Below are 25,378 nucleotides of genomic sequence, written 5' to 3' on the forward strand. Positions count from 1 at the left end.
GAATCAGGGGTGCTGATCGACAAGCAGGTCTGCCACGGTATCGCGGGCTAGTTCGTTGTCATCCGTCACGAGGCTGACAAGGGACTCACCCTCTTGTCGGTGGAGGATATGCAGGCTCTTCACGTTGATGCCTGCATCCGAGAACCGGGCGGCGACGCGGGCGAGCGATCCGGGTTCATCCGGGGCGCGGATCAGCAACGCATCCTCGGTGACCGGAGCGTAGCCTGCGTCACGGAGAAGTTGCAGTGCTTCGTCATAGCGATCGACCACGATCCGGATGATCCCGAAGTCCTGGCCTTCCGCCTGATCGGCATCGAGTGAACGAATGTCGACACCGCCATCGCCTAACAGTCTGGTGAGAACGGCCAACTGTCCGGGCTGGTTGGCGAGGGGGAGCATGATTTTTTTCATGGGATCAGGAATGGTTGCGATTCATGTCAGCACAGTAGTCGGTTACAAACCGATCGATGGTTTGTTCTTCGACGTGGGCGAGGCAGACAATGTGGGCGATTTCGCGGTCCGGAGCCAGCGACCATCGCTTGATGAGGTCGTGGGAGGGGCGGGGAAACACGACAATGGGGGAGTTCTCATTGCGCCATGCCGAGACTCCCCGGGCTTTGAATGCGGCGATGGCGTAGTCGGATATCCGCAGGCTTGCGGTGACCGTGGCCCGGAGGCCGGGCTCACCCAGTTTGCGCAGGGCATACCACAACATCAGTGGGGCATGGGCATTTCGCGAGCCCGTGATGGTGGTGTCGTTCACTCCGACGTATTCGACGGCCCTTGCAATGCGGTCGACATGTTGGCGCCGTGCCATCGCCATTCCGCATGGAAGCGGGCAGCCAAGCCACTTGTGGCCGCTGACTGAAATACTGTCGATGCCTGCCTTGAAGTTCCACGGTGGAGGATTCTCCATGAAGGCGAGACCCATGCCATGAAGTGCCGCGTCGGCGTGGATGTAGCTTCGTGGGATGGCGAGATCCTTGAGGATGTCCTGAATGCGGTCGAGGTTGTCGATCGCCCCGGTCATGGTGGTGCCGATATTCGCGAAGATGATCGGTGGCCGGTGCCGGTTGATCTTGAGGGATTCCCGCAGGTCGTCGTAGTCCATCTCACCATTGTTCTGCGCCTTGAGCATGATGCTCGGCGTATGTTGCAGGCGGAGGATCTTCGGGACGCTGTAGTGGGTGTGCTCGGAGAAATATACCATTCCCTCGGGGTGGAGTTCCCGGGCAAGGTAGAGACCATACATGTTGCCTTCCGTGCCTCCGGACGTCACGTAACCCCAGTAGTCGTCTTCATCGGCTCCGGTCATCCAAGCGAAGGCGTCGATGACTTCACGTTCGAAATCGAGCGTGTTCAGTTGGGTGTGGCTGCTTTGAAAGGGGTCGCCGACGTTGTTGAGTGCGAATGCGAGGAACGGAGCGAGGTCGGAATAGTCAAACTTGAGGTTGGTGGGGTATCCGAGGAACGACTTCGAGGCTTCGGTGAACCGGGATTGGGCCTGATCAAGACGCGCGAAGTCGATGCCCTCGCTGAGCATGGAAGGCATACTGCGGCAAGCCTTGTCCGCCCGAGTATTCGTCATCATCGCCCGGTTGGGGGTGCTGGTTCAAACAAGGGTCGCAGGTGCGAATCGGATGAGTTCATGGGTCGCGCTTTTGCGCGGTGTCCCATGGCATGGCAACTCATAAAGTGGGGGCGGTTTCCAGGAGAGGATTGATTGGATCGATTCGTCAATCATTCGTCCGGTTTGAGCCTGTTTCTGGTGCGGGCGGGGAGTTCCCGGAAGACGCAATCGAAGGAGTGTCCAATGAGCTCGCTCACCAGGGTATCGGGCAGTGTTCCATCAAGGACGAGGGTGTTCCAGTGCTTCTTGTTCATGTGATAGCCCGGGAGAATGGCCGGATGCTCATCGCGGAGCTCCACCGCTCTCTCTGGATCACATTTCAGGTTCATGCGGACGGGGAATTCATCAGGGCTCATGGTCGCGAACATTTTCCCTGCGACCTTGTAGACGAGCACTTCGGGGCCGAACGGTGTTTCTTCCGTGGTCTCCGGGAAGCCGAGGAGGGTCTTGTGGATGGCCTCGATGTCGTTCATGGCCGAGGACCTTCCTGCATCCCGTCCGGGATTGGAAGAACCTTGTCCCACGCGCTCTGGATCCACGTGAGTCGGTCGTTCCTTTCAAGGGACAATCCCGGTGGATCGCGGGCGCCAGCGTGCCTGGTCAGGCTGCCAATGAAGCTGAAATTGTCGGAGCCCGTGTTTGGATCTGCCTATTGCATGTCCATCGGAGGAAGCACTCCAATGGACGTGTCATACTCGGGTGGTCCGAGTGGGTCACTGTAGGACTGCTCGGTCACATTGAGTGGTCGGAACTGCTCCGAATGGGTGTCGACACGGAACTGGAGCTCCATCAAATCGCGGTTGGTCTCAGCCACCTGATTGCGAAGCTCGCGGTTCATCGACACGAGTTCGGCGAGAAGCTGTTCGGTCTTGGTCGTCGGTGCGGCTTGAGGAGCATGCTGACCTTGTGTGCTTGCCGAGAGGATCGCCCGGGAGTTTGCCAGGGTTCCCTGAAGTGATTGGTTCTCCTGCTGCAGTCGGGCGATCATCGCCTCCGTATCGCCTGGCTGGGCAAGAGGGGCGATGGATGCAGGAGTCGGGTTTCCAGCCAGCTGGATGATCTGCTGGACAGAAGCAAAATGAGTGGTTGCGGCGCCCGCCATGATGGCAAGGGCAGCCCCACAGACGATCGGTACGATGGCAGGTTTCATGGGTCGGGTGTGGTGGACGCTGAATCGGTTGGGACGTGGTGGGGAAGCGAATCGAGAAGCTCGGAAAGGCGACGGGATGCAGAACCGAGTCGGCGGCTCTGTTCGTCGAGTTGGTGAATCGAGTCAGCAAGGACCGCTCCGATCGTTTGGGTCTGAGCGTAGCCTTCCGCTGCGTCGAAACCAGGTTCCGAGAGGGCAAAGATGCTTGAGCCATCCGCTGCGGGCACGAGCACATGGGGCCGGATGGACAAAACGAGTTCACTGCCGTTGGCGAGGAGGACCTTCTCGGAGAGCGGAGGGGCATCCTTGGGGTGTTCGAGTTCCCAGCCGGATGGTGGCGAAGTCAGAGGTTTGGCGGGGAATGGGGCAACGAGTCGGATCTGCTCTGCTTTGAAGGTGGAGGTGGTGGAACCTCCCTCGACCTCCACCCGAACTCCTTTGGATTCCTCCGGGTCCGTCTCTGCCGTGGCATTCGTTTCGACCACTTCGGCATCTTCGGGTGCCTGACCGGTCACCAGAACCGGTTCCGCTTCCGCGGTGTCCAGCTGGACGTCCTCGACCTCGATGAACTCGCTGTCCTCGAGGAGGGCGCTGAGTACCGGATCACGCTCGGCATCCTTGGGAGCGATGTCTTGAGCGCTCAGTGCGCCGGCGAGGATGATGTATGGGAAAAGCGATTTCATCGGGCGTCGATCTCGATGGCTTCGGTGGACTTGAGCGGGGCGTTGGTGGCGGTTCCGACTCCCTGATTCTCGGGGAGGGTCGGGCTATCCGCACGCAGGGTGGACTCAGGAATGGACTTGATGATGAGGGCGTCCCACTCGGAGATCAGGTGGACGGCTTCGTCGCGAAGCTCCCGTGACTTGAGTTGGTATTCATCGATCCGGGCAAGCAGTGAGCGCGCCTTGGAGACGTCTTCACGGGTCCAGCGGATACCTCCACTTTGGTAGAGCACGGGGACTTCAAGCGTGATTCTTCCGAGATCTTCTCCCGCCGGTCCCGTGGCACCCAGAACGTGTTGGATACGCAGGTTGGTTTCCTCGAATCCTGAGACGCTTGAGGTGGTTAGGGCCTGAGGTTCGACGGCGGCGGGGCGATTGATGGAATCACCTGGCAACGTGTCCGCCGGTACTGCGGCGATCTTCTCGGGGGCGTCCGCTTCTTTGGCTGCCGGTTGTTGGGGCTCCACGGCGAATCCAATCGGAGGAAGCGGAGCGGCCTGAATGACCGGCTTCGTGATGTAGAGTCCACAGAAGACGGCAGCCATGGCCGTGCTGGTGAGAAGTAGCCAGGGATAGGCTTTCTGACTGGCGCAGGAGTTTCTGCGCTGATTGGTCGCGGGTGCGGTCGGTCCGAGTTCGAGTGTGCGGGCCGAACCGATCCGCTTCCCTTCGGGGCGGGAAGTCTGCAGAGGTTCGGGATTGGTAGGCAGAGGACGCATGAGTGGTTCAGGGTGCCAGTTTGGCCGTTGGATCCGGTTCTGTTGGCTTCGGCGCCGGGACTGCCTTGGGTGGAGGGGCAACCACCGCGTAGGTGATGATGGTTTGATTGGAAACCCCGGGAAAGGTGGTGATGGTCAGAGTGTCAGCAGTCAGACGGAGTTGGCGGAACACGCCTCCCTTTTTTGATGTGGCCTGAACGCCGGGTACCACTTCAAGCGCCCCTCCGGAGCTCCTCTGGCGGCCGATGCCGTCGGACCGGTAGATCTGATATTCGCTGGCCTGATCTACGACGCCTTCCGTAGAGATTCGGACGCTGATGCCGTCTGTGAACGCACTCAGGCGCAGGGGCTTGATCGTCGTCGGGATGGTTTGTCCCGCGGACACCTTCACTCTGGAGCGGATGATGAAATCCCCGATGTGGCGGAACTCGGCCGCCAATGCATCGAGTGATACAAGGCTGCCGATCAGAACTGTGACCAAGAGTGCCTTCATTCGCCCACGTCCCAGAGTGAATCGTTCGGGTTGCCGGAAGGATCATAGATCCCGTTGCTACCATTGAGAATGACTGGGGGGGAGACTTTGACGTTGATCGACCGTTCGACGCCGTCGAGACCGGCCACTTTGGGGAAGGTCGAAGCGTTGTTGGGGAGATAGGGGCGGAGATCGGATTCCGTCAGGGAAGTGACCGGAGTAGTCGGATGGTCGGCCAGATAGGTGCGTTGGGCGACATAGACCGAACGGAGTGTTTCGGATGCGGATCGCCCGAGTTTCCAGTCGCCGACGGCGGTCGAGAAGTAGAGCCCCGTGGTCATCAACGCGACGAGCAGGAAGATCACCAAGGACATCTCAACAAGCGTGAAGCCTGGGGGACGGCATTGGGAACTTTGGCGGGGCAAATTCATGGACAGGTGGAATACTAGTTTGATTTATAGAACCTTAAAAGCAGGAAATCTTAAGGAATTAGCCTTGAAGAACCCGAATTGCATCGTCGAAGTTCTCGCGAAATGTGGGGTTCAGCCACAGTGATCGGAGTGCTGTGCCAACCGTGAATGCCCCAATGATGAAGAGAACCAACCAAGCGCACCACCAGGTCACGGATTTGCCTTCCGGCGCCAGATAGCGGACATACCAAGCTTTGCGGTCGACGACTCGGGTCGTGAACATCTGGTTATGTTCCTTGAGACTGTCGATGACCGCCATGGCCGATTTGGTGTCCCGCGCCACATAGCGGTGGCGGAATCGGGTGCCGGGTTTTTCGGGCAGGTCTTCCGCCTGAATGCCGGTCGGAATGAACTCCGGCGGGCGAAGGGAGTAGATGTGGGTTTCATGCACGAACTTCTCGCGCAGCCAACGATCGAAGCGTGTGAGTTGCATGACGGCGGTTTGGTTTGGAGGGGGAGTGGGTCAGACTCCGGCGTTCATCATCTTCGGACCCATGAGGAAGATTGGAAGGAATGTGCCGATGAAGACGGCGGCAATCAGACCGACAGCGATCAGCAGCACCAAGAAATTGACGGTGGCCGTAAAGGTGGCCATGTGGGTCTCCGCGTCCTCCTCATACATGGTGGTGAGCATTTCCAACTGGCTGTCCAAGGAGGCCGACTTTTCACCGATCGACATCATGTGGACCACCTGGGTGTCGACCGAGGTGTATTTCGAGAATGCGGTCGAGAGCGGGACACCGGAGTTCTCGTACTTGTCCGCCGCATCGCGGAGTTCCTTGTAGAACGGCGTGCCTTTCACGCTATTGGCCGAAACCCGGATCGATTTTGCCAGGTTGATTCCGTTCGAGTGGAGGAGTTTGATGGTGGAGAGGAAGGTCATTTGCCGGAGGCTCATGATCAGGAGGCGCAGGAGCCGCCATTTCGACATGGCGAGGCCAAGGATCATGTTGCGGATCTTCGAGGACTGCCAGATCACGACAATCAATCCGAGGATGATGGCCACAACAACAGGCCAGATCTTCTGGGTCGTGTGGGAGACTGCGAAAGAAATGGCGGTGAGTCCGTCCGGTTCCTGATTGACCGATCCGAGCATGTCTTCCACCTGGGGCACGATCTTGACTTGGGAGACAATGAATGCGCCGGTCAGGACCGAGATGACGACCGCAGGCATCATGGTGGCCTTGCGCATTGCTTTCGTGAAGTAGAGCTCGCTGGTGAATCTGCCGGCAAGCGCGCCGAATGCCTGGTGCAACTGTCCTGCATCGGAGCCCGCCTGGATCAGGCCGATGACCATGTCGTTGAACCGTCCGGTTCTACGGAATGCCTCGTGGACATTGATACCCGAAGCGATATCTTCCCGAATCTGGGTCAGGGTATCGACCATCACCTTGTTCGGGAGTCCTTGGCTGTAGTACTTGAGTGCGTCGGCGGTGTTGATCTGAGCGCGGAGCATTGAGCCAAGACCACGGAAAACTCCAATCAGTTCCTTCTTCTTGAACTGCTTGGTCTTCCCAACTCCAAAGAGGGTGAACTGCTTGGGCGCATCCTTTCCTTTCCCTTTTTGGGCGAGGGACTTGGCAGCAGGGGAGCTTGGTTTGGCGGTGGCAGTGGCGCTAGTCATCTGAGTAGGTCATGTCGATTACCTTGGAGACCGCGGCGAGGTCGGTCTTTCCTTCCTTGAGCAGGCGGAGGCCGCTCTTCCGGAGATTGGGCAGGACTCCTTCTTCCTGGATCTTCACTTCCAGCTCATAAGGTGAGATTTCGCCCTTCGACAACTGGTCGGAAACCTTGGGTGTGATCGGGATGATCTCGAGAATCGCCGTACGTCCGCTGTAGCCGGTGTTCCGGCACTCCGCGCACCCTTCCTGGGCGGCAGTGAAAACGGGGATGGTCGACCAACTTTCGTCGAGGCAGAAGACGCGGCGGTCTTTCTCGCTGACACCGCTCTGCTGCTCCTTGCAGTAGGGGCAGAGCACTTTGATCAAACGCTGGGCGCACGCCGCCTTGAGTGTTTGAGCGATCTTCCAGCGTTCGATTCCCAACTGCTCGAAACGTTCGATGATCTGGGAAGCCCGCGGGGTGTGGATCGTGGTGAGGACCTTGTGACCGGTAACCGCCGCTTCAATGGCGAGTTCGGCGGATTCGATGTCCCGCACCTCACCCATGAGGATGATATCGGGGTCACTCCGCATGAACGAGCTGATCATCGGCTTGAACTCAGCCGCGCTCTTCAAGTCGCAGTGGGTGATTCCGGCCACCTCATCCTCCACCGGGTTCTCGAGGGTGAGGATGTTGACCTCCGGGCGATTGAGTTCACGAAGAATGGCGTTCAGGGTCGTCGACTTGCCCGAACCGGTGGGACCACTCATCACGATGATCCCCGCGGGAACCTTCATGACCTTGTAGAGTTCGAATAGGGTCTCTTCGTCGAAGGCGAGGGTGCCCTTGCCAAGCGTCACGTTGATGTGCCCCTTGTCGAGGAGACGCATGGTGACGTGGTAGCCGCGGTAGGTCCGGTGGCGTTCGAAACGGATATCGATCGGCCGGTGGAAATAGGAGATCGTGAAACGTCCGGAGATGCCCGGTGTGGTATTCCGGATCTCGGTCGGCAGCTTCATGAGGTTGAGAAGGAAGGCGTCGAGCCGGTCCTTCAGCTTCATCGGGATCTCGACCTTCTGCTGCAGGTCGCCATCGACCCGGAAGGTGTAGTAGAACACTTCCTTCTCGACCTTGAAGTGGATGTCCGAAGCCCGGGTCTTGACGGCGTCCGCCATGATGGTGGCGACCAACTGCGCCATCGGCTCGGAGTAGTCGGTGGTGACGTCGAAGTCCCGGATCTCGTCCTCGTTGTCCTCAACGTCGTTGTCCTCAACGTCGATGGCTTCGAGGTCGGATCGGCTGGGGCCTGAGTTCGACGCGACCGATTCGATGGCGCGGCTGATTTCGGACGCCAGCGTGACGATTTTGACGATCTCAAGGTCGGGAAAACGCGGAGCGAGGTATTCGTCGGCGAGTGGGCTCCAAGGATTCGCGATGGCAACAATGAGTTTGTCACCGGAAGTGCAAATCGGGCTGAAGAAGCCGCGTGTCAGGGCGGTCGGGTCGCAATAGGTGTGCAGTGATGCATCACAGAACTCAGCGACCTTCGGAAAGAAGGGAAGGCCGTTGATTTGGGCGACCGCCGCCATGAAGCAGTTGCGGGTTACCCGGTTTCCGACCTGATCGTGGGGAAGTTCACCGTATTGTGGATCGTGACTTGCCAGCGCCTGCATGATGCGGCCGCTGATCATGTCGTTGAAGGTCATGCCATCAAAGTCGATCATAGTCCGTAGTGTTTGCGGCCAAGGAAGTTCCAGCTCTCGTAGTCGAGTCGAACCGCGGTGACGAAGGGTCGGATGGCGAAGCGGCGATTGACCGCTTGGAGAATCCGGTCCGACATGATGAGCGACGCGATGGGATTCAGCCCACCCGTGCCGATGGCGTCCGTGTCTTCAGCGAAGATCACCGGTGAGAGCAGCGCCTTGGAGAGTTCGTGCAACTGGGTGTAGGCTTCGTAAAAGGCGGATGGGGCGATCAGTTTGCCCGCGAAGGGAATCAGAGGGGGGGAAGGAGTGATCACGCTGGCGATGCCGTGCGAAATGCGAGCGACCTCAATCCCCATGCGCTCCTCTTCCGTACCCTGAAGTCGGGCGAGGATTTCGACGAGGTCAGCAGGTTGATCCGCCTCTACCTTCTGCTTGAAGCGAACCCTGAGTCGCTCGATTTCCTCGGTCGTAGCCAGACCTGATGCGGTGTATGCCTTGATGGTTTTCTCAAGGCATTCCTGAAGGCATGCATCGATCTCGTCCCCTGACTTGGGGGCGTTGGCTTCGGCCGCGAATGGTATCGAGCTACTCATGGAGTTCTTGGGATGGGCCTTTCAGCGGCGGCGAGCGCGGCTGAAGCGGGGCTTGTCGTCCGAGTAGGTGGAAGTGCTGACAGGAGCAGGGCTGTTCTTCGAAGTGCTCATCGGAGTGGTGGTCGTTCCCTGAAGCTCCTGCTCGGTCGGGTAGTAGGGGGCTTCCTCGGGTTTCAGTCCACGGATTCCCCGGCGGAAGTTCGCCTTGTGGGCAGGGCCCGGGTTGGTCGGGTCGACCCAATCGTGGTCGCGGGTCAGATTCAGATTGTTCTGAATCTTGTTCGAAAGGCGCCCGGTGGAACTCCGGCTTGTCGGGTCGTAAGAAGTAGGGGTCACGATGAAAACAAGGCTGGCCTGTTCCTTGGTCGTTTCCTGGCTCTTGAAGAAGAAGTTCAGCAGCGGGACGTCTCCGAGGATCGGCACCTTGTTGCCTCCGTCCTTTTCGACTTCACCATAGAATCCTCCGATCACGAGCGAGAAGCCGTCCGGAACGCGGGACATCGACTCGATCATCGATTCCGTGACACGCGGGTAGACGTTGCCGGTCTGGGCACTCTTGATTTCTTCCACGATCTGCGCGGACCGTGGACGAAGTTTCATGCGGACGGTTCCGTCCGGAAGCAGCGTGGGAGTGACAACCATCGAGATGCCGATCTCGCGGTGTTTGTCGGGGTTCTCACTGATGCTTGGATCCTCGGCGTCAATCTTGTAGCGGACTTCTTCACTGACACTGGAGACGTCACCGGTTCCCTGGTTGGTGGTGGTGATGATGGGAACGCGGTCAATGATGGAAATGGTGCCCTGTTCGTTGTCCTCGGTGATGAGGGTCGGGTTCGAGATCTGGGTGGTGGTGTTTCCTTCGGCGAGAGCGCGAAGGACACCCTGAAGCTGCACCGGGCTCAGTACGAGACTAGCAGTGGGATCAAAGGAGTAGCCGATGGCGCTGGCAGCATTGGGGACATCGGTGAACTCGTCGCCGATGCCGAACAGCGAGTTGAGGCTCTTGGCGATTTCAATGGTTGTGCCGGTTTCGCCGAGCGATGCGGACCAGTCGATACCCGTGCGTTCAGCAACAGAGCTGTTCACCCGAAGGATCTTGGTTTCGACGATGATCTGACCCTTGGGTTGGTCGATCTTCTGAAGGAGTCCGCGTGCCTGTTCGATCCGGTGGGCGGTGTCGATGATGATGACGGTGTTGGTCTTGGGTTCGAAGTTCACGATGCCCGTGCCCGGGCTGAGGACCGGTTTGATGAGGTCCTTGATCTGCTCCATGTCAGTGGGGCGGAGATAGCGAAGTTGATAGGTAAACTCCGAGCTTGGCAGCTGGCTCATTTGAGCGGGGCTCAGTGCGTAGACCGTGCTGCCTTTGGTGTAGAGCATGAGGCCATACATGAATGCCAGTTCCTCCATCTGTTGGAGCGGGTCTCCATCGTTCAAGTGACCCGTTACGCGGAATTCAGGAGTCGCGATCTTGGTGTTGTGGAAGTATTGCCGTCCTGCCTGCTTGGCGAGAAACTGAAAGATGTCATTCAGTGCCGCATCCTTGATCAGGTAGCCTTCATCCGACTCGAGGATAGGTTGTTCTGCTGCTGTCGCGGTGATTTCCTCGGATGGCGGTGCCACCGGGTCGACGCCGGGAGCCGTCTCGGTCATCGTCTCGTTGGGAAGACCGGCAGGTGGCGGCGGAGGTGGTAGATCCGGGATTCCTGCCGGTGGGGTTGGAGCCGGGTCGGCATCCGGAGCTGGAGGAGGAGGTGGGAGGTTTGGCAGGCCGTCATCCACTGCCGGAACTCCGTCGTTGGCGATCGGGGTCGCGTCGAGAGGAGCATCGAGTTCACCCTGACCCAAAGAGATAGGGGCGGAGAGCCCTAGTGAGAGAACAATAGTCGCTGAGAGATGTTTCATGATCCGTATGGTTTTTTATGTTAGCGGCTGGAAGACAGGGAGGTCCCGGCGCCTGAACCGGAGATGTCGATGGGAGCTTGGTCGTCTGGGGAAGTGATTCCACGCGGGCGGATGCTGCCGCCTCCTCCGCGTTGCATGCCGCCGGGAAGCAGTCGAAGCGAGTGCTCGGCGGTCTCGTTGGTCGTTCCGTGGCGGAACCGGACGCTGTCGGAATTCACCCCGACCACGTGGACGGAGATGATCTTCCCATTTCCGGTATTCAGTTTGATCTCGTCGCCTACGCGGAAGGACCGGCCATCAACCAGGAACGCCCCTTGGGATGGGATGATGGTGGTGATGCGGATGGCTTCCACGATATCTTCGAACGGGGTCACCGGGGCCGGCTTGTATTTCGGAATCTTGCGGGTAGGAGCTTTGGGAACCGGAGGTTTGTAGCTCGGATCCTGATGTCGTCCGAAGGGGTCCCGCTCGCGGGTCCGCATGCTGAAGGTGGACGAAATCGTCTGTAGGTAGGTTTCAAGGTCGATCCCGGCATAACGGGACGGCTCGTTGATCAACTCAGGATTGGTCTTCGCCACTACGGGTTGCTCGAACTCGGCGGTTGCGACTTCTTCTGGAGCAGGCGTGGCCTCTCCTCCGGTTGTTGGGGAATCCTCGAGTTCGGGTGTCAGGCTGCCGATCGATTGGGCGGAAACCGACAATGAAAGTCCAGCGAGCAGGAGAGTGGTTAGGTGTAGTTTCATTGTTCCCAGGCAGTGTAGGTGATCCTGAAGTTCAGGCTGTTGGAGCTGCTGCTCGGGTCCATTCGCAGCTCCTGGAGTTGGAGTTGTGGCATGCGGGTCTCAAGTTCGAGCAAGGCTCGTTGCATGGACCGGTAGGTTGCACGGAAACCGAGACGGACCTGGGCGGATTGCTGGGCCGAGGCGGCGGCGAATCCTCCGCGTGCGGTCGGGGTTTCCTGTTCGGTGAGCTGGAATTCCTTGGACGGAAGGCTGTCCTCGATCTTGCGCAGGGTGGACGTGACCGAACTGGCGGTTTCCCTGGCAAGCAGGGATTCCCACTGTGCGAAGTGTTCACGTTTGTTGTTGATCTCGGCCTCGAGGGCCAGCGCCTGAAGCTTGTTTTGCCTAAATCCCTTGAACTGGCTCCGCTTCGCCTCGAAGGAGGTCTGGATCTTGGATTTGGTCATGACGGCACCACCAATCACCACCAGACAAAGGATGATCGGCAGGGCAAACCCGAATAGGGCAATCGCTTGTCGGTAAAGGTTCATCGATTCAGGGAGCTGCGGTGACGTTCAGTGCGAGCGGGTCGTCCGCCTCGAATCGCTGGGTGATGGTCAATTCGAACTGATAGGGGTAGTGGGAGGGGTCGGTGACCACCATCGATTCAGGAGGCAGTGGCTTGTAAGCGCCGTTCTCCTGGGTCTTGACGTTGATGAAGACGCTTCGGGTGGGAAGGTCAGGTTGGAACGCCTGATTTCCGGTGACGCGGGCGATTTCCGAGAATGCGGAGGAGATTCCGTCCCTTGACCTCAGATCCGCGAGAGTCTCGAGGCTGTCCTCAAGGGCGAGACCGGTGAACCTCCACTGTTTGATGAACCCGATCCTCGCTTGTCCCGCGGTTTTCTCTGGCGTTGCGGTGTGGCTGTAACCGGTGATGATGAATCCACTGCGTTCCGGGAAGAAGCGGGATAGCATTTCCATGGAAGTCCAGCCTTTCGACCGGTCTTCAAGCAGGTTGTCCCAGTGAAGAATCCGTTGGCGCTCCTTGCCGAGTGCAGCGAGTCGATTGTTGAGCACGGTGGCTTCATTCGATTTGAAGGTCCACTCCGGTTGGCGGACCATGCCCAGAAGTCCGAGCCCGACCCAGAAAAGGGCGAGAATGGTCACTACGATGAGGCCATGTCTTGCATACTTGCTGGCACGTAGAAGTTTCATCTCGCTGCGCGACGGAAATGTTTCAGCGTTTACTGAATCCATCGGCAGGAAGTCCTGAAGCGCCCATCCATCGTTGCGCAGGGTGACGAAAGTATGGGCTTGGGCGAGTGGCGAATCGATCTCTTTCTTGTATTCGGTGGCGATCCGCATTTCCGGAGTCGAGCCTGCCAGCTTGTCATTGTGGTAGGGGGTCTTCGTCCAATCGATCTCGACGATTTCAGAGTGCTCGAAAACCTGTTCGAGATCCGAGGTCATCTGGGGGTCGGGTTCGCCTGCGAGTGGGAAGATCAGGATGTCAGGAGCCGACATCTCCATGGCAGCCGCGGTGGTGGCCGCTGCATGTCGGAGATTGGATGGTCGGCGCTGACCTCGATGCTGCAAGGTGCGCAGTAGTCTGAGGTCTCCGTGTTCATTGAAGAACGCCAGGACGGTAAACCGGGCATAGTTCAGGACCGTGAGGAACGACTTGCCGTTGCTGTTTGGTCTGAGTTCAGGAAGGGCAATGAGAGTGAGAAGGGGAGCGCTGACCGAAAGGGTCGCGACCGGGAAGTTTTTGGCGGCGCCATGGCTGCGCAAGGCATCAGCAAAGTCCGCGGCGTGTTTTGACAGCGTGACGGCCGTAGCGATGGTGTCGCTCCCTGCCGCAGGATAGGGGATCAGTCGCCAGGAATGGTCCTCGGCCGAGAGGGAGCCGTCGTCCAACACGGACTTCGGGTCCGTTTGGATCGCTTCCTGCAACTCGTTGAGAGCACCCGGATTGTCGAGCTCCGGTTTGATCTCGGTCGTCGCGAATTCGTCGGCGATATGGAGAATGATGCCGACGGACTTTGCATCGACCTGTTTTGCCAGGGTGATGACTTCTTCGGCGAAGTCGGGGACTCTTGATGGATCAAGAATCAGGTCCTCATCGATCTGCGGGCCAGGGGCCCAGGTGTCGGTGGGACGGTGGAAAGTGATGGACTCGACGCGGGTACCGTCGATGTGCAGATGCAGTTGGAACTCGTGGTCCAGCGGATTGTCATACCAGCCGTCATTCGAGGCACGGCTCGTGCCGCGCAGAATGGCAGAAGCCTGGCGGTAGCGCTGGAGCGGATTGAGCTCTGATGGATGTTGGTAGGCGACCAAGGTGGGACAGGGATGAAGGGTGCATGGGGGTGGGGGAGAGACGGGTGTCTGGGAAGGGGGAATGAGCCTCCCGCCTGGGTGGCGGGAGGCTTTGAGTGTGTTCCGGCTACAGGATGTGTATCCGGAAGACTGGGATTACCAACCCTGGAGGTCGTCCGGCACGTGGTTCTCAGAAGTGGCGAGCGAGCAGGTCATCGCAAGCGTGCCAACGGCTGGAGGTGTGATAGCACCGGTCAGATCGGTGTAGCTGCCGCCTGCTGGGCAGACAGGAGCAGTTTCGAGGAACTTGCCAGCTCCGACGAGTTCGCCTGCAGGAACCTGAGTGTTCGTGCCGTTCGGGATGTTGTACATGTTGGCGTACGAACGAACCGCTTGCTGAGCATTGCGGATGTTCATGATGCAACCTGCACGGTCGGAACCCTTCTTCCACGCACGAGCGCCGATGAAGAGGATGGAGATGAGCGAAAGGAGGACCAGAATGACAACAGTCAATTCAAGGAGGGTCATACCCTTTGCGCGCTTGGTGTTATTAGTCAGTTTCATGTGTTGGTGTGTGTTGGGTGTGTTTGTATGTGTGTTTTTCTAGCGGGAGATCTTGCGAACGAATCAGATGAGGTCTGTATCCTCTTCACGGTTCATTCGCGCGTTCTCGAGAGTGGTTTCGTCGATCAGGCCTTGGCGATGCAGTCGCTTCAGGTTGGTGTCCCATTCGATGTTTCCGGCGCGGCGGATGACATCTTCGAGAGAGCGGGCACCGCCGTCGTAGTTGCCGATGGCGCTGGAAACGGCGTCATCGTTGTTTTGAAGGAATTCGTAGGTCAGGACCCTGCGGTTGATGCCGTTGAGAAGTCCCTGGGAGTGAATGAAGACCAGGATCTCCGAAAGGCGGCTGAGGACGGCCGCGTGGCTTTCCCGAGGATAGAGCTCCAGGATCCGGCCGATGGTCTTGACCGCACCCGTCGTGTGGAGTGTCGAGAGCACGAGGTGACCTGTCTGGGCGGCCTCCATGCAGGTTTCCATGGCCTCACGATCCCGAATCTCACCGAGGAGAATGACGTGAGGTGCCTTCCGGAGCACGTCCTTGAGTCCCTGACGATAGGAGTGGACGTCCCGTCCGACTTCCTGTTGGGTGACGATGGACGGAGAGGCAGTCCGACGTCCGGGGAACTCGGGATCCTCCATGTCGTCGGGATACTGGTACTCGATCGGGTCCTCGACCGTGACGATATGCTTCATGTGATGGCGGCGAAGCCAATCGATCAAAGAAGCGAGGGTAGTGGATTTACCGGAACCGGTGGGGCCTGTGACGAGACAGAGGCCGGCGCGCTTCTGGACGGCTTGCCGGAGCACGGTGGTGGTGTCCGGATCGATGCCGAGGCTTTCGAGTTCCGGAATGAAATCGTTGAGGATACGGCAGGTAATGCCGAGGCCCGAGGAGCTCAAGTGGGCTTGGATCCGGAGGCGTCCGGACCGTTCACCATTGTCGCCCATGGGAATACCGTCACAGGAGAAGTCCGCGACCTTGCGCTCGGCGAAGTCCTTGATCGCGAAGTCGATCTTGTCCTGAACGCGGGTATCCATGCTCTCCTTCTCACCAAATCCATGGCTGCCACTTTCGCGGTTGGAGATGAGCTCCTTGAGGATCTCATCCATATGGGCGGGGGTCAGGATGCCGAGATGCTCCAGCTTCTCCACACCCTTGTTGGTGTGGATGTAGGCGGGGCGGTCAGCACGCATCTGAATGTCGGAGACGCGGAGTTCCTTGCAGACCCGGAAGATGACGCCCAGCAGTTCGTTTCCGGACATGCCTGGACGGAAATGCACCGGGGCACTCGGGGCACCTTGAGGTGTTCCCGGGAGGGGTGGTGGTGGAGGATTCTCCGGAACTGCCGTGAATACACTCATGATGCGTCCGCGGTTGAGGTTTGGTCCCTTTCCCTGCGGTTGATGGCCTCTTGGGCGCTATCTCGCAGCTTTACGGCAAATTTCGAGCGGGTCAGGATCTCCTCCTGACGCATCGACGAAAGGTTGGCGAAGGATCCGTCATTGATGAATGAATCCAGTAATTCGAAGTGGCGCTGGATGCAGAAGTCCATGGTCGCAAGTTGTTTGCGCATGGTGTCGAACGAATATTCGCCGTCGGTGGTGTTCAGCATGCGCTCCAACACGTTGTAGGCGGCGGAAGATGCGGTTAGGGCCGGACGGGGGTCGTTCTTCTCGGTCAGACAGTAGCGGATGGTGTAGTCCGCCAAGTTCTGGACCATCTCAAACACCTGCTCGTCAGGAAGGCCGTGGGTGCCGAGTTGGCGTTGGGTGATGAAGAGGTGGTAGCAGTTGTAGTTCGCGTAGTGCGACGGATCCAACTCGTAGGCGAAGCGGAGCTTTTTCTCGATCTCTTTGCGGAGGTAGAGCTTGTGTCCTTCGGTCGGCGCGTTCGGATTGGTTCTCTGTGAGACGGCGCTTTGCAGGCGGTCCAAAAGGGCGACCTGCTTGTTGTCTGCGTCGGCGTGCTTGTCGGTGCCGTGGTCATGTCCGCAACCGCCGCTACCGTCCTCATGGTCGGAATGATCGTGCTCGGCCACTTCGGGGGAGTGGTGATCATGGCCGCAGTCGCCATGATCGCAATCCGAGTGGTCGTGGTGATCATGCTCGGCTGTTTCCGGAGCGCTGTGGTGATCGTGATCGTGATCGCCGCATCCACCACAACCGCCTTCCGCGTGGTCATGGATTTCAAGCCCGCCATGCCAGTCGGCATCAATCGGCGTTTGAATGGCCATCGCGAGGACTTGTCCGTAGGGGCTGCGTTTGATTCCCAGCGGGTTGGGCTGGAATTCAAAGCCCCGTGTCTCGGAAAGCTTGGTGCCGGACAGCGTCCACAGTCCACCTCCGGCAAGTGCCAGGGCGAGGGTTGTGATCGTGGTGCGGGACAGCATGGTTCGTAGACGGGTGGGAAAACTCAGATCTCACTCAAGCGGCTGCCTTGACCCGGAAAATGGCTCGGGAGAGGGCTGCGTAGAGCAGGAAAATGCCGACAAAGTAGGCGAGAAGGGTGGGGAACTGGCTCCACTCGATGGCTCCCAACTTATAGCGGAGGCGCTCGGTGGGGTCGGCCAGGTGGTAGTGGGGTGAGGCGCTCCAGATCCACGCCAGCACGCTGTTGTGCTCGATGTGGAGTAGCATTTTCATGTAGCCGACGCCGTATAGCCCGTAGACGCAGATGCCTGCGGTGGTGAGGAAGCCGGTGATGCCTCCAAAGCGGGATGCCACTGCGATTGCCAGGGCGATGAGTGGCGCGATCACCACAACAAACAGGATGGCGTATTGCAGGTTGTTGGCGAGCCACATGCTGCGTTCGTCGGGTTTGGCGGGGCTTGCGGCGAAGATGGTGATCAGCGCTGCAGCGATGCCGAGTGGGGCGACGTAGACAAGAATGGCAGCCCAGATCTCAGCGAGTTGCCGGGTGGCTGAGAGGCCGGTGGTTTGAAAGTATTCACCGAGGCCGGAGCGGGAGAGGTTCTCACCCGCGCGGGCGGCGGCAAAGAATCCCCAGAGAATGGCGCTGAGCCAGGCCATGCTCCATGCTGCTTGAGCGAGTGCGGGCTTGGTGGCCCCCGGGTTCTCCGATGCGGAGGAGATCATCGGCAGGACGAAGGGCATGACAAGCACCAGGAAGGCGCTGATCAGCCAGGTTTTCTGGCGGAACAGGGTGGTCAGGGTGAGCTTGAAGAGTCGCATGGTCGGTTGGGAGGGTTAGTTCAATCGGCCTTTGAGTTCACTCCAGGTCTGTGAGGAATCGGTGACGTGTTCGATGGATTCGTCCTGAATCATCAGGGCGCTTGGGATTCCCATGGAATCGTAGTCCGGGTGGCAGCTCACAAGGCGCAGGGTTTGTTCCGAGCTTTCCTTCCAGAGTGCTTCAAATTGTTCGCGGGCGTAGGCATCCAAGCCGCTGAAGGGCTCATCAAGGAGGAGGACATTCGCGCTGCCTGGATCGATGGAGAACTCGGCAACGATCAGATTCGTCTTCCTGCGATTTCCTGTTGAAAGCTTGCCGTAGGGCTTCTTGACATCGAGTTCGATGCGCTCTGCCAGTGCTAGGGCGTCGGCCAGACGGCTCTTGTGGAGCATGGCCTTGAAAATGGCGACAGGCGGCAATTCACGGTCAAAAGCCAGGTTCTCCGGGATGTATTGAAGTTTGCCCCGGTGCTTCACTGTGCCGCTGAGGCTTTTCAAAGTGCGGGCAATCGTGCGGAGCAGAGTCGTCTTCCCGCGACCGTTCCGGGCCAGCAGGAAGTGGGTCCCATGGCTGAGTCGGATGGAGGAGTCGGTGCGAGCCAGCGGTTGGGTGTAACCGATGGAAAGATCTGCACTGAGTTCTAGTTGGGGAGTCGTCGTGGACATCGACGGGGAAATAGGTTGGCTGGGTTTTCTTTGAACAGAGGCAATTATTCAAGAAAAATTAAATAAATACTCCTTGGTTCGGCTCCATACCTAGGGTTCCAGGTATTCCTTGGCAATAAAATTTTTAGGTTTGTGTAACATTCCCCGCTCAAGGTTTTTAGGATTTGTTGAAATTCATGAGAATCAAAGTGTTAGGTTGCTCCTTTGGATTCGGATCTTTTGAGGCTTTTTGGTGAGATGGGGGGACGTCTGGTGCGTAAGTTTGCCCAGAATGGCTTTTCTTCGTGACGGCGGTGTGCGGGTTGTTACAAGTCCGCCATCAGCAGCGAGCGCATGGGTGGAAAACTGACCTATCAACAGGCGGGGGTGGACACGCGACGAGCGGCCGCCCTTGTTGGGGACATTCGGGGCCATGTGGCCAGAACACAGCAGCAACGGAAGTTGATGGGCGCCTTTGGGTTGTTCGCGGCGGCCTACGACCTGAGTGACTACCGGGAGCCTGTGATGGTGACCGGTTGCGACGGGGTCGGCACAAAATTGGAGCTACTCCTCGAGCGGGATCTGCTGGAAACGGCCGGCAAGGATCTCGTGGCGATGAGTGTGAACGACATCCTCACGACCGGAGGCGACCCTCTGTTGTTTCTGGATTACATCGGGATCGCCGCTCTGGATGAGGAGCGAATCACCCGCCTTATTTCGGGGATGGCCGATCATCTGGAGGCATGCAATTGCATCCTCGCTGGAGGGGAGACGGCCGAGATGCCGGGGATCGTCCCGGAGGATGTGATTGAGCTTTCAGGCTTCTGCATCGGCTGCGCCGAGAAATCCGACCTGATTGATCCCACCACGATTGCGCTTGGAGACGTGCTGGTCGGGTATGCTTCCGACAGTATCCACGCCAACGGATTCAGTCTGGTTCGCCGGGTGCTCAAGGAGTTCCCGGGTGAGCTCGAGGAGTCAGAACTGGATGCCTTGCTGCGTCCGACGCGTCTCTATCATGACGCCGTGAATGGTTTGAAGCAGGCCGGGGTGAAGCCCAAGGCCATGTCCCACATCACCGGCGGAGGGCTGCCGGAAAACCTCGAGCGATTGTTCCGCGGTTGCGGCGCGGACCTTGAGATCCCTCGCTGGGAACTGCCGGGCATCGAAAAACTGTTGAAGCATGTCGATGCCGAGGATCGCTTCCACACGTTCAACATGGGTATTGGCTGGGTCGCGATTGTGGCTCCAGAAGACGTCGATGCGGCCCTGCAGGCCGGGCCTGGCGGCGTGGTCATCGGCGAAATGGTTGAAACCGAAGGGGTTCGGGTGAAGGTCAGCGGCGAGTGATTGACTCATGAGTGACGACCTCAAGCATGAATGCGGGATCGCGGCGGTTCGATTGCGCAAGCCTCTGGAGTATTATCATGACCGCTACGGCACCGCGCTGTGGGGTTTCAACAAGTTGTTCCTCCTTATGGAGAAGCAACACAACCGTGGCCAGGACGGGATCGGCATCGGCTGCAACAAGCTGGGGATGCCGCTTGGAGATCCCTATGTTTTCCGGCGCCGAAGCAGTGAGCGGGACGCTCTGTCATCGATCTTCAGGAAGGAGATCAAGGGGTTCCATAAGATGGCGCGAAAGGGGCGCCTCGATCCGGCCAAGCCGGGCAGCGTCAAAGAGAATTTCGATTTTGGAGGAGAGGTGCTGATCGGTCACCTGCGCTACGGGACGTCGGGGGAGTTCGATGATGGTTCCTGTCATCCTTATCTGCGCCGCAGCAACTGGCCGACCCGGACGCTGATGGTGATGGGGAATTTCAACATGACCAACACGGGTGAGTTGAACCGGGTTCTGATTGAACGCGGACAGCACCCGGTCTTCGGCACGGACACTCAGACCGTCCTCGAGGAGATCGGATTCCATCTGGATGAGGCCCACACCGACATTTATCGACAGCTCCGCGATTCCGGGACATCGGGAACGACGATCCCCGATCTGATTTCCGAGCGCTTGGATATCGAAAACATCGTCAAGGAAGCGGCGGCGTCGTGGGACGGTGGGTATTCGATCTGCGGTGTGGTGGGAAATGGCGACATGTTCGTGATGCGTGACCCTCACGGGATCCGCCCGTGCCACATGCTCGTGACCGATGAGGTCATTGCCTTCGCGTCGGAGCGGGTGCCGCTGATGACGGTTTTCGAGGCCGAGGCGGATCAGGTGGTCGCGCTTGAGCCGGGTGGCATGGTCACGGTGAAATCCGACGGATCGATGCACGACGGGCAGTTCGCCGAAGCCGGTGAGTACAAGCCGTGTTCCTTCGAGCGGATCTACTTTTCCCGTGGCAACGACCCGGACATCTATCGCGAGCGCAAGGCGATGGGGGCGGCGCTGGTTCCCCAGGTGGTGGATGCGATCGGCGGCCAGACCGAGAAGGCCGTGTTTTCGTTCATTCCAAACACTGCCGAAACGGCCTGGTATGGTCTTATGGACGGTCTGCGGATGCATCGGCGCAAGAACGTGCGAGCCAAGTTGCTCGAAGCACTCGAAAGCGGGGATCTGGACGAAGACAAAGTCGATGATTTGATCCTGCGGAACTGGCCGCGTGGCGAGAAGATCGCGCACAAGGACATCAAGATGCGGACCTTCATTGCCCAGGAGAAGGGCCGTGATCAATTGGTCTCCCACGTCTATGACATCACCTACGGCATGGTCGAGGAAGGCGATGCCCTCGTGGCGCTTGACGACTCCATTGTCCGAGGAACGACGCTCAAGAAGTCGATCCTCAAGATTCTTTCGCGAACCTCACCGAGCAAGATTGTGGTTTGTTCGACGGCTCCACAGATCCGATATCCGGACTGCTATGGCATCGACATGTCCGAGATGGGCAAGTTCATCGCCTTCCAGGCGGCAGTGGCCCTCCTGCAACGCTCCGGTCGTCAGTCGGTGCTTGATGATGTTTACGAGGCTTGTCGTAGGGAGATCCGCAAGCCGGCCGGGGAGATGGAGAACTGCGTGAAAGGCGTTTACGCATCCTTCGCCCCTGAGGAGATCTCAGACGAGATCAGCCGGATGGTCACTCCCGAGGAGAACGAATGGAAGGGAGAGGTCCAGGTGATTTTCCAGACGATTGAAAATCTGCATGAGTCGATCAACGGGCCGTGCGGTGACTGGTATTTCACCGGGGACTACCCGACCCCGGGAGGGTATGCGACGGTGAATGCCGCCTACATCCGTTGGTATGACGGTGTCGGTGGTCGGAGTTACGATCTTCCCCTGTAGGAGCGATGAGCGGGGTTCTCGGGAGGGACGATCAGCCTGCTCGAGAAGACGCCGGGCGGAATCATCCAAGTGCTCCGCCATTCACTGCGGTTCTGTCGAAGTGGCTGATCATCAGTGTGCTCGTCGCTGCTTGTTCCTGTTTCGCCGTCTCCTGGGTGGCTCACGCGGTCGTTGACGATCTCGTCAACCTACTGGCTGCGTGGATCATGCAGATCCCCATCGTGGTTGGCGCTGCGTCAGTGCACTGGATGGGACTCGTGCTCGTGGGGTGCATGAATATCAGGATGATGCGCGCGTTCCAGTTGTGCTGGGGGGCGCTGGTCATCTTAGCCTTTCTTTTGGTCTATGCTGGTTCCCACCGCCTACGGGCGGACGTGGGCGTGTTTCTTTCTCCGGATATCCTTGGGGTCGTCCTATCGAACCTGAGACAAGTTCTCCCGGATATGGTCAAGGGGTATGGCGTCGATATCCTTCTTCTCGGAGCCATCTCCACGGGGTTGGCGCTCTGGTGCATGGGCACCGCGAAAGTGAAAAGGCTTTCGCTGATAGGAGTGGTCCTGCTTCCTGTGGCCTTGCTGGTTCTTCCTGTGTCGTTGGCAGTGACGTTCGCCTATGCCGAGGAGGAGAGGGGAAACCAAGCGGGATACCAGTATCTACCCACGACAAGTCTCGGTTGGTCGGTTGCTCGGAATGCTCTGGGGCGCGGTGGGCTGTCTTTTCAAGAAGCGACCACGCTGGATCTTGTTGAAGCCAAACCGTTGAACGCGTTTGTCGAAGCGCATCCGCTTCGCGATCGTCCACCGGTCTTTGTCATCATCCTTGAATCCGTCCCATGGGATCGTTTCGGATTTTTGGGTTCGGGCGGGAAGGATGTGACGCCTCAGATCGATGTCTTCTCTGAAGATTGCGTCGTGTTCCCGAGAACCTATGCGACGGCGAACCACTCGAACTACGCGCAGACAAGTATCCATTCGTCCCAGTATCCCATGCGTAGTGAGGCGCTGGATTCGTTTGAGGCGATCGACTATCCGACGACCTTGTTGAGTGATGTGCTTGGAGGCTACGGCTACCGGACCGGATTCTTCTCCGCGCAGAATGAGGACTGGCAGGGCATGAAGAACTTCATTTTTGCCAACTCCGGGTTTGATCGTTTCTTCCATTCGAAGAGTGTGACCGATGTGGAACTGGTCGAGGCCAAGTTGGAGGATTCGGTTGTGGTGGATGAGGTGCTTGAATTCCTGGCTTCCGGTGATGGGGTGTCGCCCGACTTCATCTACGTCAATCTGCAGAATACGCACTTTCCCTATGCCCCTCAAGAGGGTGCGGACCAAGTGTTCGAACCATGTTCGGTGGATGGCTTCGAGTTCAATTTCTTCCGCTACGACCAGCGCTTCAACGAACATGTGGAGAATCGCTTCGACAACGCATTGCGCAATGTGGACCGGCAGGTGGGTCGGCTTCTCGATGCCCTGAAAGAGGCGGGGATCTACGATGAAAGCCTGATCGCGATTTCCTCAGATCATGGAGAAGCCTTCTACGGAGCTGGATACCCCACGCATGGGACCACGCTCTACGATGATCAGATCAGGGTTGCGACGATGTTCAAGCTGCCTGGTGCGAAAGGTCGACGGGTGAGGGACGACATCGTCTCAGGCGTTGATCTCGCTCCTTCGGTGCTCGAAGGCCTGGGCTTGCCCAATCATCCCAATTTCCAAGGGCAGCAAGTGCTTGAGGCTCCGCGTGAAGGTCCTGTGTTCCTGCTGTCGCATGGAGTCCGGCCGATGTCTGGATTGGTTTCCAATGGATGGAAACTTGTCGTTCCAAAGCAGCAACGGCCGATCTTGACGCGTGTCGGCCTGCAGAATGACGAAGCGGAGAATCTGGCGCAGCAGTTTCCTGATGTCGTGAACGAGATGAAATTCAAACTCGATCGGTATGAAGGGAGGCAGAAGAGCTATTACCTTGGCCTCTCGTCACGCAAGCGGTCGAGTCATTACCCTCCGAAGCAGTAGTGCGCTCCCGCTTCGTCGTATCCGGGTGGGGTGTCAGGCATTCACTGTTCTGGGTTGGCTTGGTGTTCGGCTCTCGTGGTGAAGATGACGCCGGCGGGGAGGGTGGTCTTGAAATCAGCCAGTAGGGATTCGATCGCATCGGCTTGGTTCGGATGAGTCGCGTAGAAGCTGACCCTGCTTTGAGCCGGCGTGATGCGAGGCTTCGAAAGTCGCATCTCGGCCACCTTGACCCAGTGGGCAGGTTTCGCGGGGAAGGCCTCCTGATAGATGATGGCGAGTTGGGTGCCGTGCTGTTCGGTCAGGCGCTGCATCCAGTTCGGGTCGGTGCCAGTGGTCTGGGCAACGAGTGCTTCGTGAGATGCCAGCCCCCAGAGGTCGAGGACGTACTGATCGTTGCGGTAGGCGACCAGGCCGAGGTCGTTGACTGCGACGGGGCGCTGCCACCGTTCGGCGAGGAAGCGGTGCATCTGATACTGCTGCTCGTAGATGTTGTTGGCTGCGGTGGGGACCTGGAGTAGGCCGACCAAGTAAGGAAATGCGAGGACACCTGAGGCGACGAGGGCGAAGATTCCGGTTGAGAGCGGGAGTGAGCGCTTGCTGGTCGTGGCCGCCGCCAGCGCAAGTGCGAGAACGCCGAAGGCGACTGCGCCGCTCACGTATGCCTCATAGCGGTTGAACCAACCGAACTTGCCAACCAGCAGGTGCATCAGCCCGGCCGCGGCGACCCCGGCTGCAACCTTCGCCAGTCCATCAAAGGGTCGTCGGCAGCAGGCAAAGCCTAGCGCGACGAGAATCATCGATGCCACAGCCTGCCCGCGGGCAAGTTGCAGCGCCGAGGCGAGGTGGGCCCACATGCCACCCAGCAGCGAGTCACTTCCGGTTGGCCCGGTCATGGCGAGTTTGGCCTGAACGGAGTTCGGCAATGGTTCCAATCCGAGGGTGAGGAGGAAGACGGTGTAGCCCGCGATGGCGGTCAGCGCACATAGCCCAGCGATGAACGCGGGTTTCCAGTGGCGGGATAGCAGCAGGAAGCCACAGCCAGCGACCGTGAGCGCAAGGTTTTCATAGCGAACCAGTGGGCCGGCGATGAGGGCGGCCCAGTGCCACCACTCCAGCGGGCGTTCCCGGTTGGTTCCGCTGGCCACGTTGAGCATGGCGTCCACGACCACCACGGCGCAGAGAAGTTGAAGGGTATGTTCCATGCCGGTGAAGACCAGGCCGAGGGCATTGCCAGAAATCAGAACCGCAACGGCCAGAAGGGCACGGAAAATATGGCCTTTCGGGGAGTGGTCGGTCGGTGTCGGAGACAGTCGCCGGAACCGTCTGACGAGAACGAACCCGGTGATGGCACCGCAAAGCGCATTGAGAAGGAGAGGGGCGAGTTCGCCGCTGGCATGCCGGGCGAACGGAGCCAGAAGAAGTGGCCAGATCGCACTTGAGGATGGCGAACTGGGCTCGCCTGCATTGACGCCGTAGTGTCCCTGGCTGATCTGCTCAGCGAGCGCCAGGTGAATGTAGGGGTCATCCAGGGTGTAGATGAACGTGCCCTGATTCATGCTGAGGATCATCAGGTAGACACCGATGATTCCGAAAAACCACAGCCCCTGCACGATAAGGTGATCGAGTGGGGGTGTGTCTTGTTTGGTCTGGGTCATGACGGGTTCTTGAA

Annotated in this window: 25 protein-coding genes; 3 read left to right on the forward strand and 22 right to left on the reverse strand. The window is 58.7% G+C overall.

Features of this window, described 5'->3' with window-relative positions:
• Positions 1-3 precede the first annotated feature (3 nt).
• The 21 genes from JIN81_RS08370 to JIN81_RS08470 all read right to left on the reverse strand — a co-directional run bounded on the left by JIN81_RS08370 (position 4) and on the right by JIN81_RS08470 (position 18,435).
• Positions 4-399, reverse strand: coding sequence for an ACT domain-containing protein (locus tag JIN81_RS08370; protein WP_234044597.1), 396 nt, complete (start codon positions 397-399; stop codon positions 4-6).
• A 16-nt stretch (positions 400-415) separates the two neighbouring features.
• Entirely contained in the window at positions 416-1,552 is a 1,137-nt protein-coding gene (locus tag JIN81_RS08375; protein WP_234044598.1) for a histidine decarboxylase, read from the reverse strand.
• Positions 1,553-1,740: 188 nt separating this feature from the next.
• Positions 1,741-2,103 carry an MmcQ/YjbR family DNA-binding protein gene (locus JIN81_RS08380; RefSeq protein WP_200278480.1) on the reverse strand — a complete coding sequence of 121 codons (363 nt, stop codon included), beginning with the start codon at positions 2,101-2,103 and terminating at the stop codon, positions 1,741-1,743.
• A gap of 176 nt (positions 2,104-2,279) precedes the next feature.
• Positions 2,280-2,780 (reverse strand): hypothetical protein, encoded by a 501-nt coding sequence (locus JIN81_RS08385; RefSeq protein ID WP_200278481.1) that lies wholly within the window; start codon positions 2,778-2,780, stop codon positions 2,280-2,282.
• Entirely contained in the window at positions 2,777-3,463 is a 687-nt protein-coding gene (locus JIN81_RS08390; RefSeq protein ID WP_200278482.1) for a hypothetical protein, read from the reverse strand. The genes JIN81_RS08385 and JIN81_RS08390 overlap by 4 nt, the downstream gene beginning before the upstream one ends.
• Positions 3,460-4,221 (reverse strand): hypothetical protein, encoded by a 762-nt coding sequence (locus tag JIN81_RS08395; RefSeq protein ID WP_200278483.1) that lies wholly within the window; start codon positions 4,219-4,221, stop codon positions 3,460-3,462. Before JIN81_RS08395 ends, JIN81_RS08390 begins: the two co-directional genes overlap by 4 nt.
• Positions 4,222-4,228: 7 nt before the next feature.
• On the reverse strand, positions 4,229-4,714 hold the full coding sequence (locus tag JIN81_RS08400) for a hypothetical protein (protein WP_200278484.1): 486 nt from the start codon (positions 4,712-4,714) through the stop codon (positions 4,229-4,231).
• Entirely contained in the window at positions 4,711-5,067 is a 357-nt protein-coding gene (locus JIN81_RS08405; protein ID WP_200278485.1) for a hypothetical protein, read from the reverse strand. Before JIN81_RS08405 ends, JIN81_RS08400 begins: the two co-directional genes overlap by 4 nt.
• A 115-nt stretch (positions 5,068-5,182) precedes the next feature.
• On the reverse strand, positions 5,183-5,596 hold the full coding sequence (locus JIN81_RS08410) for a hypothetical protein (protein ID WP_200278486.1): 414 nt from the start codon (positions 5,594-5,596) through the stop codon (positions 5,183-5,185).
• Positions 5,597-5,626: 30 nt separating this feature from the next.
• Positions 5,627-6,787 carry a type II secretion system F family protein gene (locus JIN81_RS08415; RefSeq protein ID WP_200278487.1) on the reverse strand — a complete coding sequence of 387 codons (1,161 nt, stop codon included), beginning with the start codon at positions 6,785-6,787 and terminating at the stop codon, positions 5,627-5,629.
• Positions 6,780-8,489 carry a GspE/PulE family protein gene (locus tag JIN81_RS08420; RefSeq protein WP_200278488.1) on the reverse strand — a complete coding sequence of 570 codons (1,710 nt, stop codon included), beginning with the start codon at positions 8,487-8,489 and terminating at the stop codon, positions 6,780-6,782. Before JIN81_RS08420 ends, JIN81_RS08415 begins: the two co-directional genes overlap by 8 nt.
• A complete protein-coding gene (locus JIN81_RS08425; protein WP_200278489.1) occupies positions 8,486-9,064 on the reverse strand; it encodes a hypothetical protein in 579 nt (192 codons plus the stop codon). Before JIN81_RS08425 ends, JIN81_RS08420 begins: the two co-directional genes overlap by 4 nt.
• Before the next feature lie 21 nt (positions 9,065-9,085).
• The gene (locus JIN81_RS08430) at positions 9,086-10,969 is read right to left on the reverse strand and encodes a type II secretion system protein GspD (RefSeq protein ID WP_200278490.1); all 1,884 of its coding nucleotides are present in this window, start codon (positions 10,967-10,969) and stop codon (positions 9,086-9,088) included.
• A 20-nt stretch (positions 10,970-10,989) separates the two neighbouring features.
• Positions 10,990-11,712, reverse strand: a complete 723-nt coding sequence (locus JIN81_RS08435) for a hypothetical protein (protein WP_200278491.1) — start codon at positions 11,710-11,712, stop codon at positions 10,990-10,992.
• Entirely contained in the window at positions 11,709-12,242 is a 534-nt protein-coding gene (locus JIN81_RS08440) for a hypothetical protein (RefSeq protein WP_200278492.1), read from the reverse strand. Before JIN81_RS08440 ends, JIN81_RS08435 begins: the two co-directional genes overlap by 4 nt.
• A 4-nt stretch (positions 12,243-12,246) precedes the next feature.
• Positions 12,247-14,034: a hypothetical protein gene (locus JIN81_RS08445; RefSeq protein ID WP_200278493.1), complete on the reverse strand. Its 1,788-nt coding sequence runs from the start codon at positions 14,032-14,034 to the stop codon at positions 12,247-12,249.
• Positions 14,035-14,169: 135 nt separating this feature from the next.
• Positions 14,170-14,577, reverse strand: a complete 408-nt coding sequence (locus JIN81_RS08450) for a hypothetical protein (RefSeq protein WP_200278494.1) — start codon at positions 14,575-14,577, stop codon at positions 14,170-14,172.
• Positions 14,578-14,640: 63 nt separating this feature from the next.
• Positions 14,641-15,840, reverse strand: a complete 1,200-nt coding sequence (locus JIN81_RS08455) for a type IV pilus twitching motility protein PilT (RefSeq protein WP_200278495.1) — start codon at positions 15,838-15,840, stop codon at positions 14,641-14,643.
• A 95-nt stretch (positions 15,841-15,935) separates the two neighbouring features.
• Positions 15,936-16,967: a hypothetical protein gene (locus JIN81_RS08460; RefSeq protein ID WP_200278496.1), complete on the reverse strand. Its 1,032-nt coding sequence runs from the start codon at positions 16,965-16,967 to the stop codon at positions 15,936-15,938.
• Positions 16,968-17,001: 34 nt separating this feature from the next.
• Positions 17,002-17,769, reverse strand: a complete 768-nt coding sequence (locus JIN81_RS08465) for a hypothetical protein (protein WP_200278497.1) — start codon at positions 17,767-17,769, stop codon at positions 17,002-17,004.
• Between the two features lie 15 nt (positions 17,770-17,784).
• The gene (locus tag JIN81_RS08470; RefSeq protein ID WP_200278498.1) at positions 17,785-18,435 is read right to left on the reverse strand and encodes an ATP-binding cassette domain-containing protein; all 651 of its coding nucleotides are present in this window, start codon (positions 18,433-18,435) and stop codon (positions 17,785-17,787) included.
• 333 nt (positions 18,436-18,768) lie between these two features.
• Between JIN81_RS08470 and purM the strand changes: the two genes are divergently transcribed.
• Genes purM through JIN81_RS08485 form a run of 3 tightly spaced genes read left to right on the forward strand, consistent with a single transcriptional unit; the run spans position 18,769 to position 23,709 of the window.
• Positions 18,769-19,764: a phosphoribosylformylglycinamidine cyclo-ligase gene (purM, locus tag JIN81_RS08475; RefSeq protein ID WP_200278499.1), complete on the forward strand. Its 996-nt coding sequence runs from the start codon at positions 18,769-18,771 to the stop codon at positions 19,762-19,764.
• A gap of 7 nt (positions 19,765-19,771) precedes the next feature.
• On the forward strand, positions 19,772-21,697 hold the full coding sequence (locus JIN81_RS08480; protein WP_200278500.1) for an amidophosphoribosyltransferase: 1,926 nt from the start codon (positions 19,772-19,774) through the stop codon (positions 21,695-21,697).
• Positions 21,698-21,702: 5 nt separating this feature from the next.
• Positions 21,703-23,709, forward strand: a complete 2,007-nt coding sequence (locus tag JIN81_RS08485; protein ID WP_200278501.1) for a sulfatase-like hydrolase/transferase — start codon at positions 21,703-21,705, stop codon at positions 23,707-23,709.
• 41 nt (positions 23,710-23,750) lie between these two features.
• On the opposite strand, the gene JIN81_RS08490 is transcribed toward JIN81_RS08485, so the two are convergent.
• Positions 23,751-25,364, reverse strand: coding sequence for a hypothetical protein (locus JIN81_RS08490; RefSeq protein WP_200278502.1), 1,614 nt, complete (start codon positions 25,362-25,364; stop codon positions 23,751-23,753).
• Positions 25,365-25,378 lie beyond the last annotated feature (14 nt).

The sequence above is a fragment of the Haloferula rosea genome, from assembly GCF_016595525.1.
In the GTDB taxonomy this organism is placed as follows: Bacteria; Verrucomicrobiota; Verrucomicrobiia; order Verrucomicrobiales; family Akkermansiaceae; genus Haloferula; species Haloferula rosea.

Bases quoted from the DNA above. Each gene is read 5' to 3' on its own strand.
- JIN81_RS08370 (WP_234044597.1), bottom strand. From the start codon at position 399: ATGCTCCCCCTCGCCAACCAGCCCGGACAGTTGGCCGTTCTCACCAGA.
- JIN81_RS08375 (WP_234044598.1), bottom strand. From the start codon at position 1,552: ATGCCTTCCATGCTCAGCGAGGGCATCGACTTCGCGCGTCTTGATCAG.
- JIN81_RS08380 (WP_200278480.1), bottom strand. From the start codon at position 2,103: ATGAACGACATCGAGGCCATCCACAAGACCCTCCTCGGCTTCCCGGAG.
- JIN81_RS08385 (WP_200278481.1), bottom strand. From the start codon at position 2,780: ATGAAACCTGCCATCGTACCGATCGTCTGTGGGGCTGCCCTTGCCATC.
- JIN81_RS08390 (WP_200278482.1), bottom strand. From the start codon at position 3,463: ATGAAATCGCTTTTCCCATACATCATCCTCGCCGGCGCACTGAGCGCT.
- JIN81_RS08395 (WP_200278483.1), bottom strand. From the start codon at position 4,221: ATGCGTCCTCTGCCTACCAATCCCGAACCTCTGCAGACTTCCCGCCCC.
- JIN81_RS08400 (WP_200278484.1), bottom strand. From the start codon at position 4,714: ATGAAGGCACTCTTGGTCACAGTTCTGATCGGCAGCCTTGTATCACTC.
- JIN81_RS08405 (WP_200278485.1), bottom strand. From the start codon at position 5,067: ATGTCCTTGGTGATCTTCCTGCTCGTCGCGTTGATGACCACGGGGCTC.
- JIN81_RS08410 (WP_200278486.1), bottom strand. From the start codon at position 5,596: ATGCAACTCACACGCTTCGATCGTTGGCTGCGCGAGAAGTTCGTGCAT.
- JIN81_RS08415 (WP_200278487.1), bottom strand. From the start codon at position 6,787: ATGACTAGCGCCACTGCCACCGCCAAACCAAGCTCCCCTGCTGCCAAG.
- JIN81_RS08420 (WP_200278488.1), bottom strand. From the start codon at position 8,489: ATGATCGACTTTGATGGCATGACCTTCAACGACATGATCAGCGGCCGC.
- JIN81_RS08425 (WP_200278489.1), bottom strand. From the start codon at position 9,064: ATGAGTAGCTCGATACCATTCGCGGCCGAAGCCAACGCCCCCAAGTCA.
- JIN81_RS08430 (WP_200278490.1), bottom strand. From the start codon at position 10,969: ATGAAACATCTCTCAGCGACTATTGTTCTCTCACTAGGGCTCTCCGCC.
- JIN81_RS08435 (WP_200278491.1), bottom strand. From the start codon at position 11,712: ATGAAACTACACCTAACCACTCTCCTGCTCGCTGGACTTTCATTGTCG.
- JIN81_RS08440 (WP_200278492.1), bottom strand. From the start codon at position 12,242: ATGAACCTTTACCGACAAGCGATTGCCCTATTCGGGTTTGCCCTGCCG.
- JIN81_RS08450 (WP_200278494.1), bottom strand. From the start codon at position 14,577: ATGAAACTGACTAATAACACCAAGCGCGCAAAGGGTATGACCCTCCTT.
- JIN81_RS08455 (WP_200278495.1), bottom strand. From the start codon at position 15,840: ATGTCCGGAAACGAACTGCTGGGCGTCATCTTCCGGGTCTGCAAGGAA.
- JIN81_RS08460 (WP_200278496.1), bottom strand. From the start codon at position 16,967: ATGCTGTCCCGCACCACGATCACAACCCTCGCCCTGGCACTTGCCGGA.
- JIN81_RS08465 (WP_200278497.1), bottom strand. From the start codon at position 17,769: ATGCGACTCTTCAAGCTCACCCTGACCACCCTGTTCCGCCAGAAAACC.
- JIN81_RS08470 (WP_200278498.1), bottom strand. From the start codon at position 18,435: ATGTCCACGACGACTCCCCAACTAGAACTCAGTGCAGATCTTTCCATC.
- purM (WP_200278499.1), top strand. From the start codon at position 18,769: ATGGGTGGAAAACTGACCTATCAACAGGCGGGGGTGGACACGCGACGA.
- JIN81_RS08480 (WP_200278500.1), top strand. From the start codon at position 19,772: ATGAGTGACGACCTCAAGCATGAATGCGGGATCGCGGCGGTTCGATTG.
- JIN81_RS08485 (WP_200278501.1), top strand. From the start codon at position 21,703: ATGAGCGGGGTTCTCGGGAGGGACGATCAGCCTGCTCGAGAAGACGCC.
- JIN81_RS08490 (WP_200278502.1), bottom strand. From the start codon at position 25,364: ATGACCCAGACCAAACAAGACACACCCCCACTCGATCACCTTATCGTG.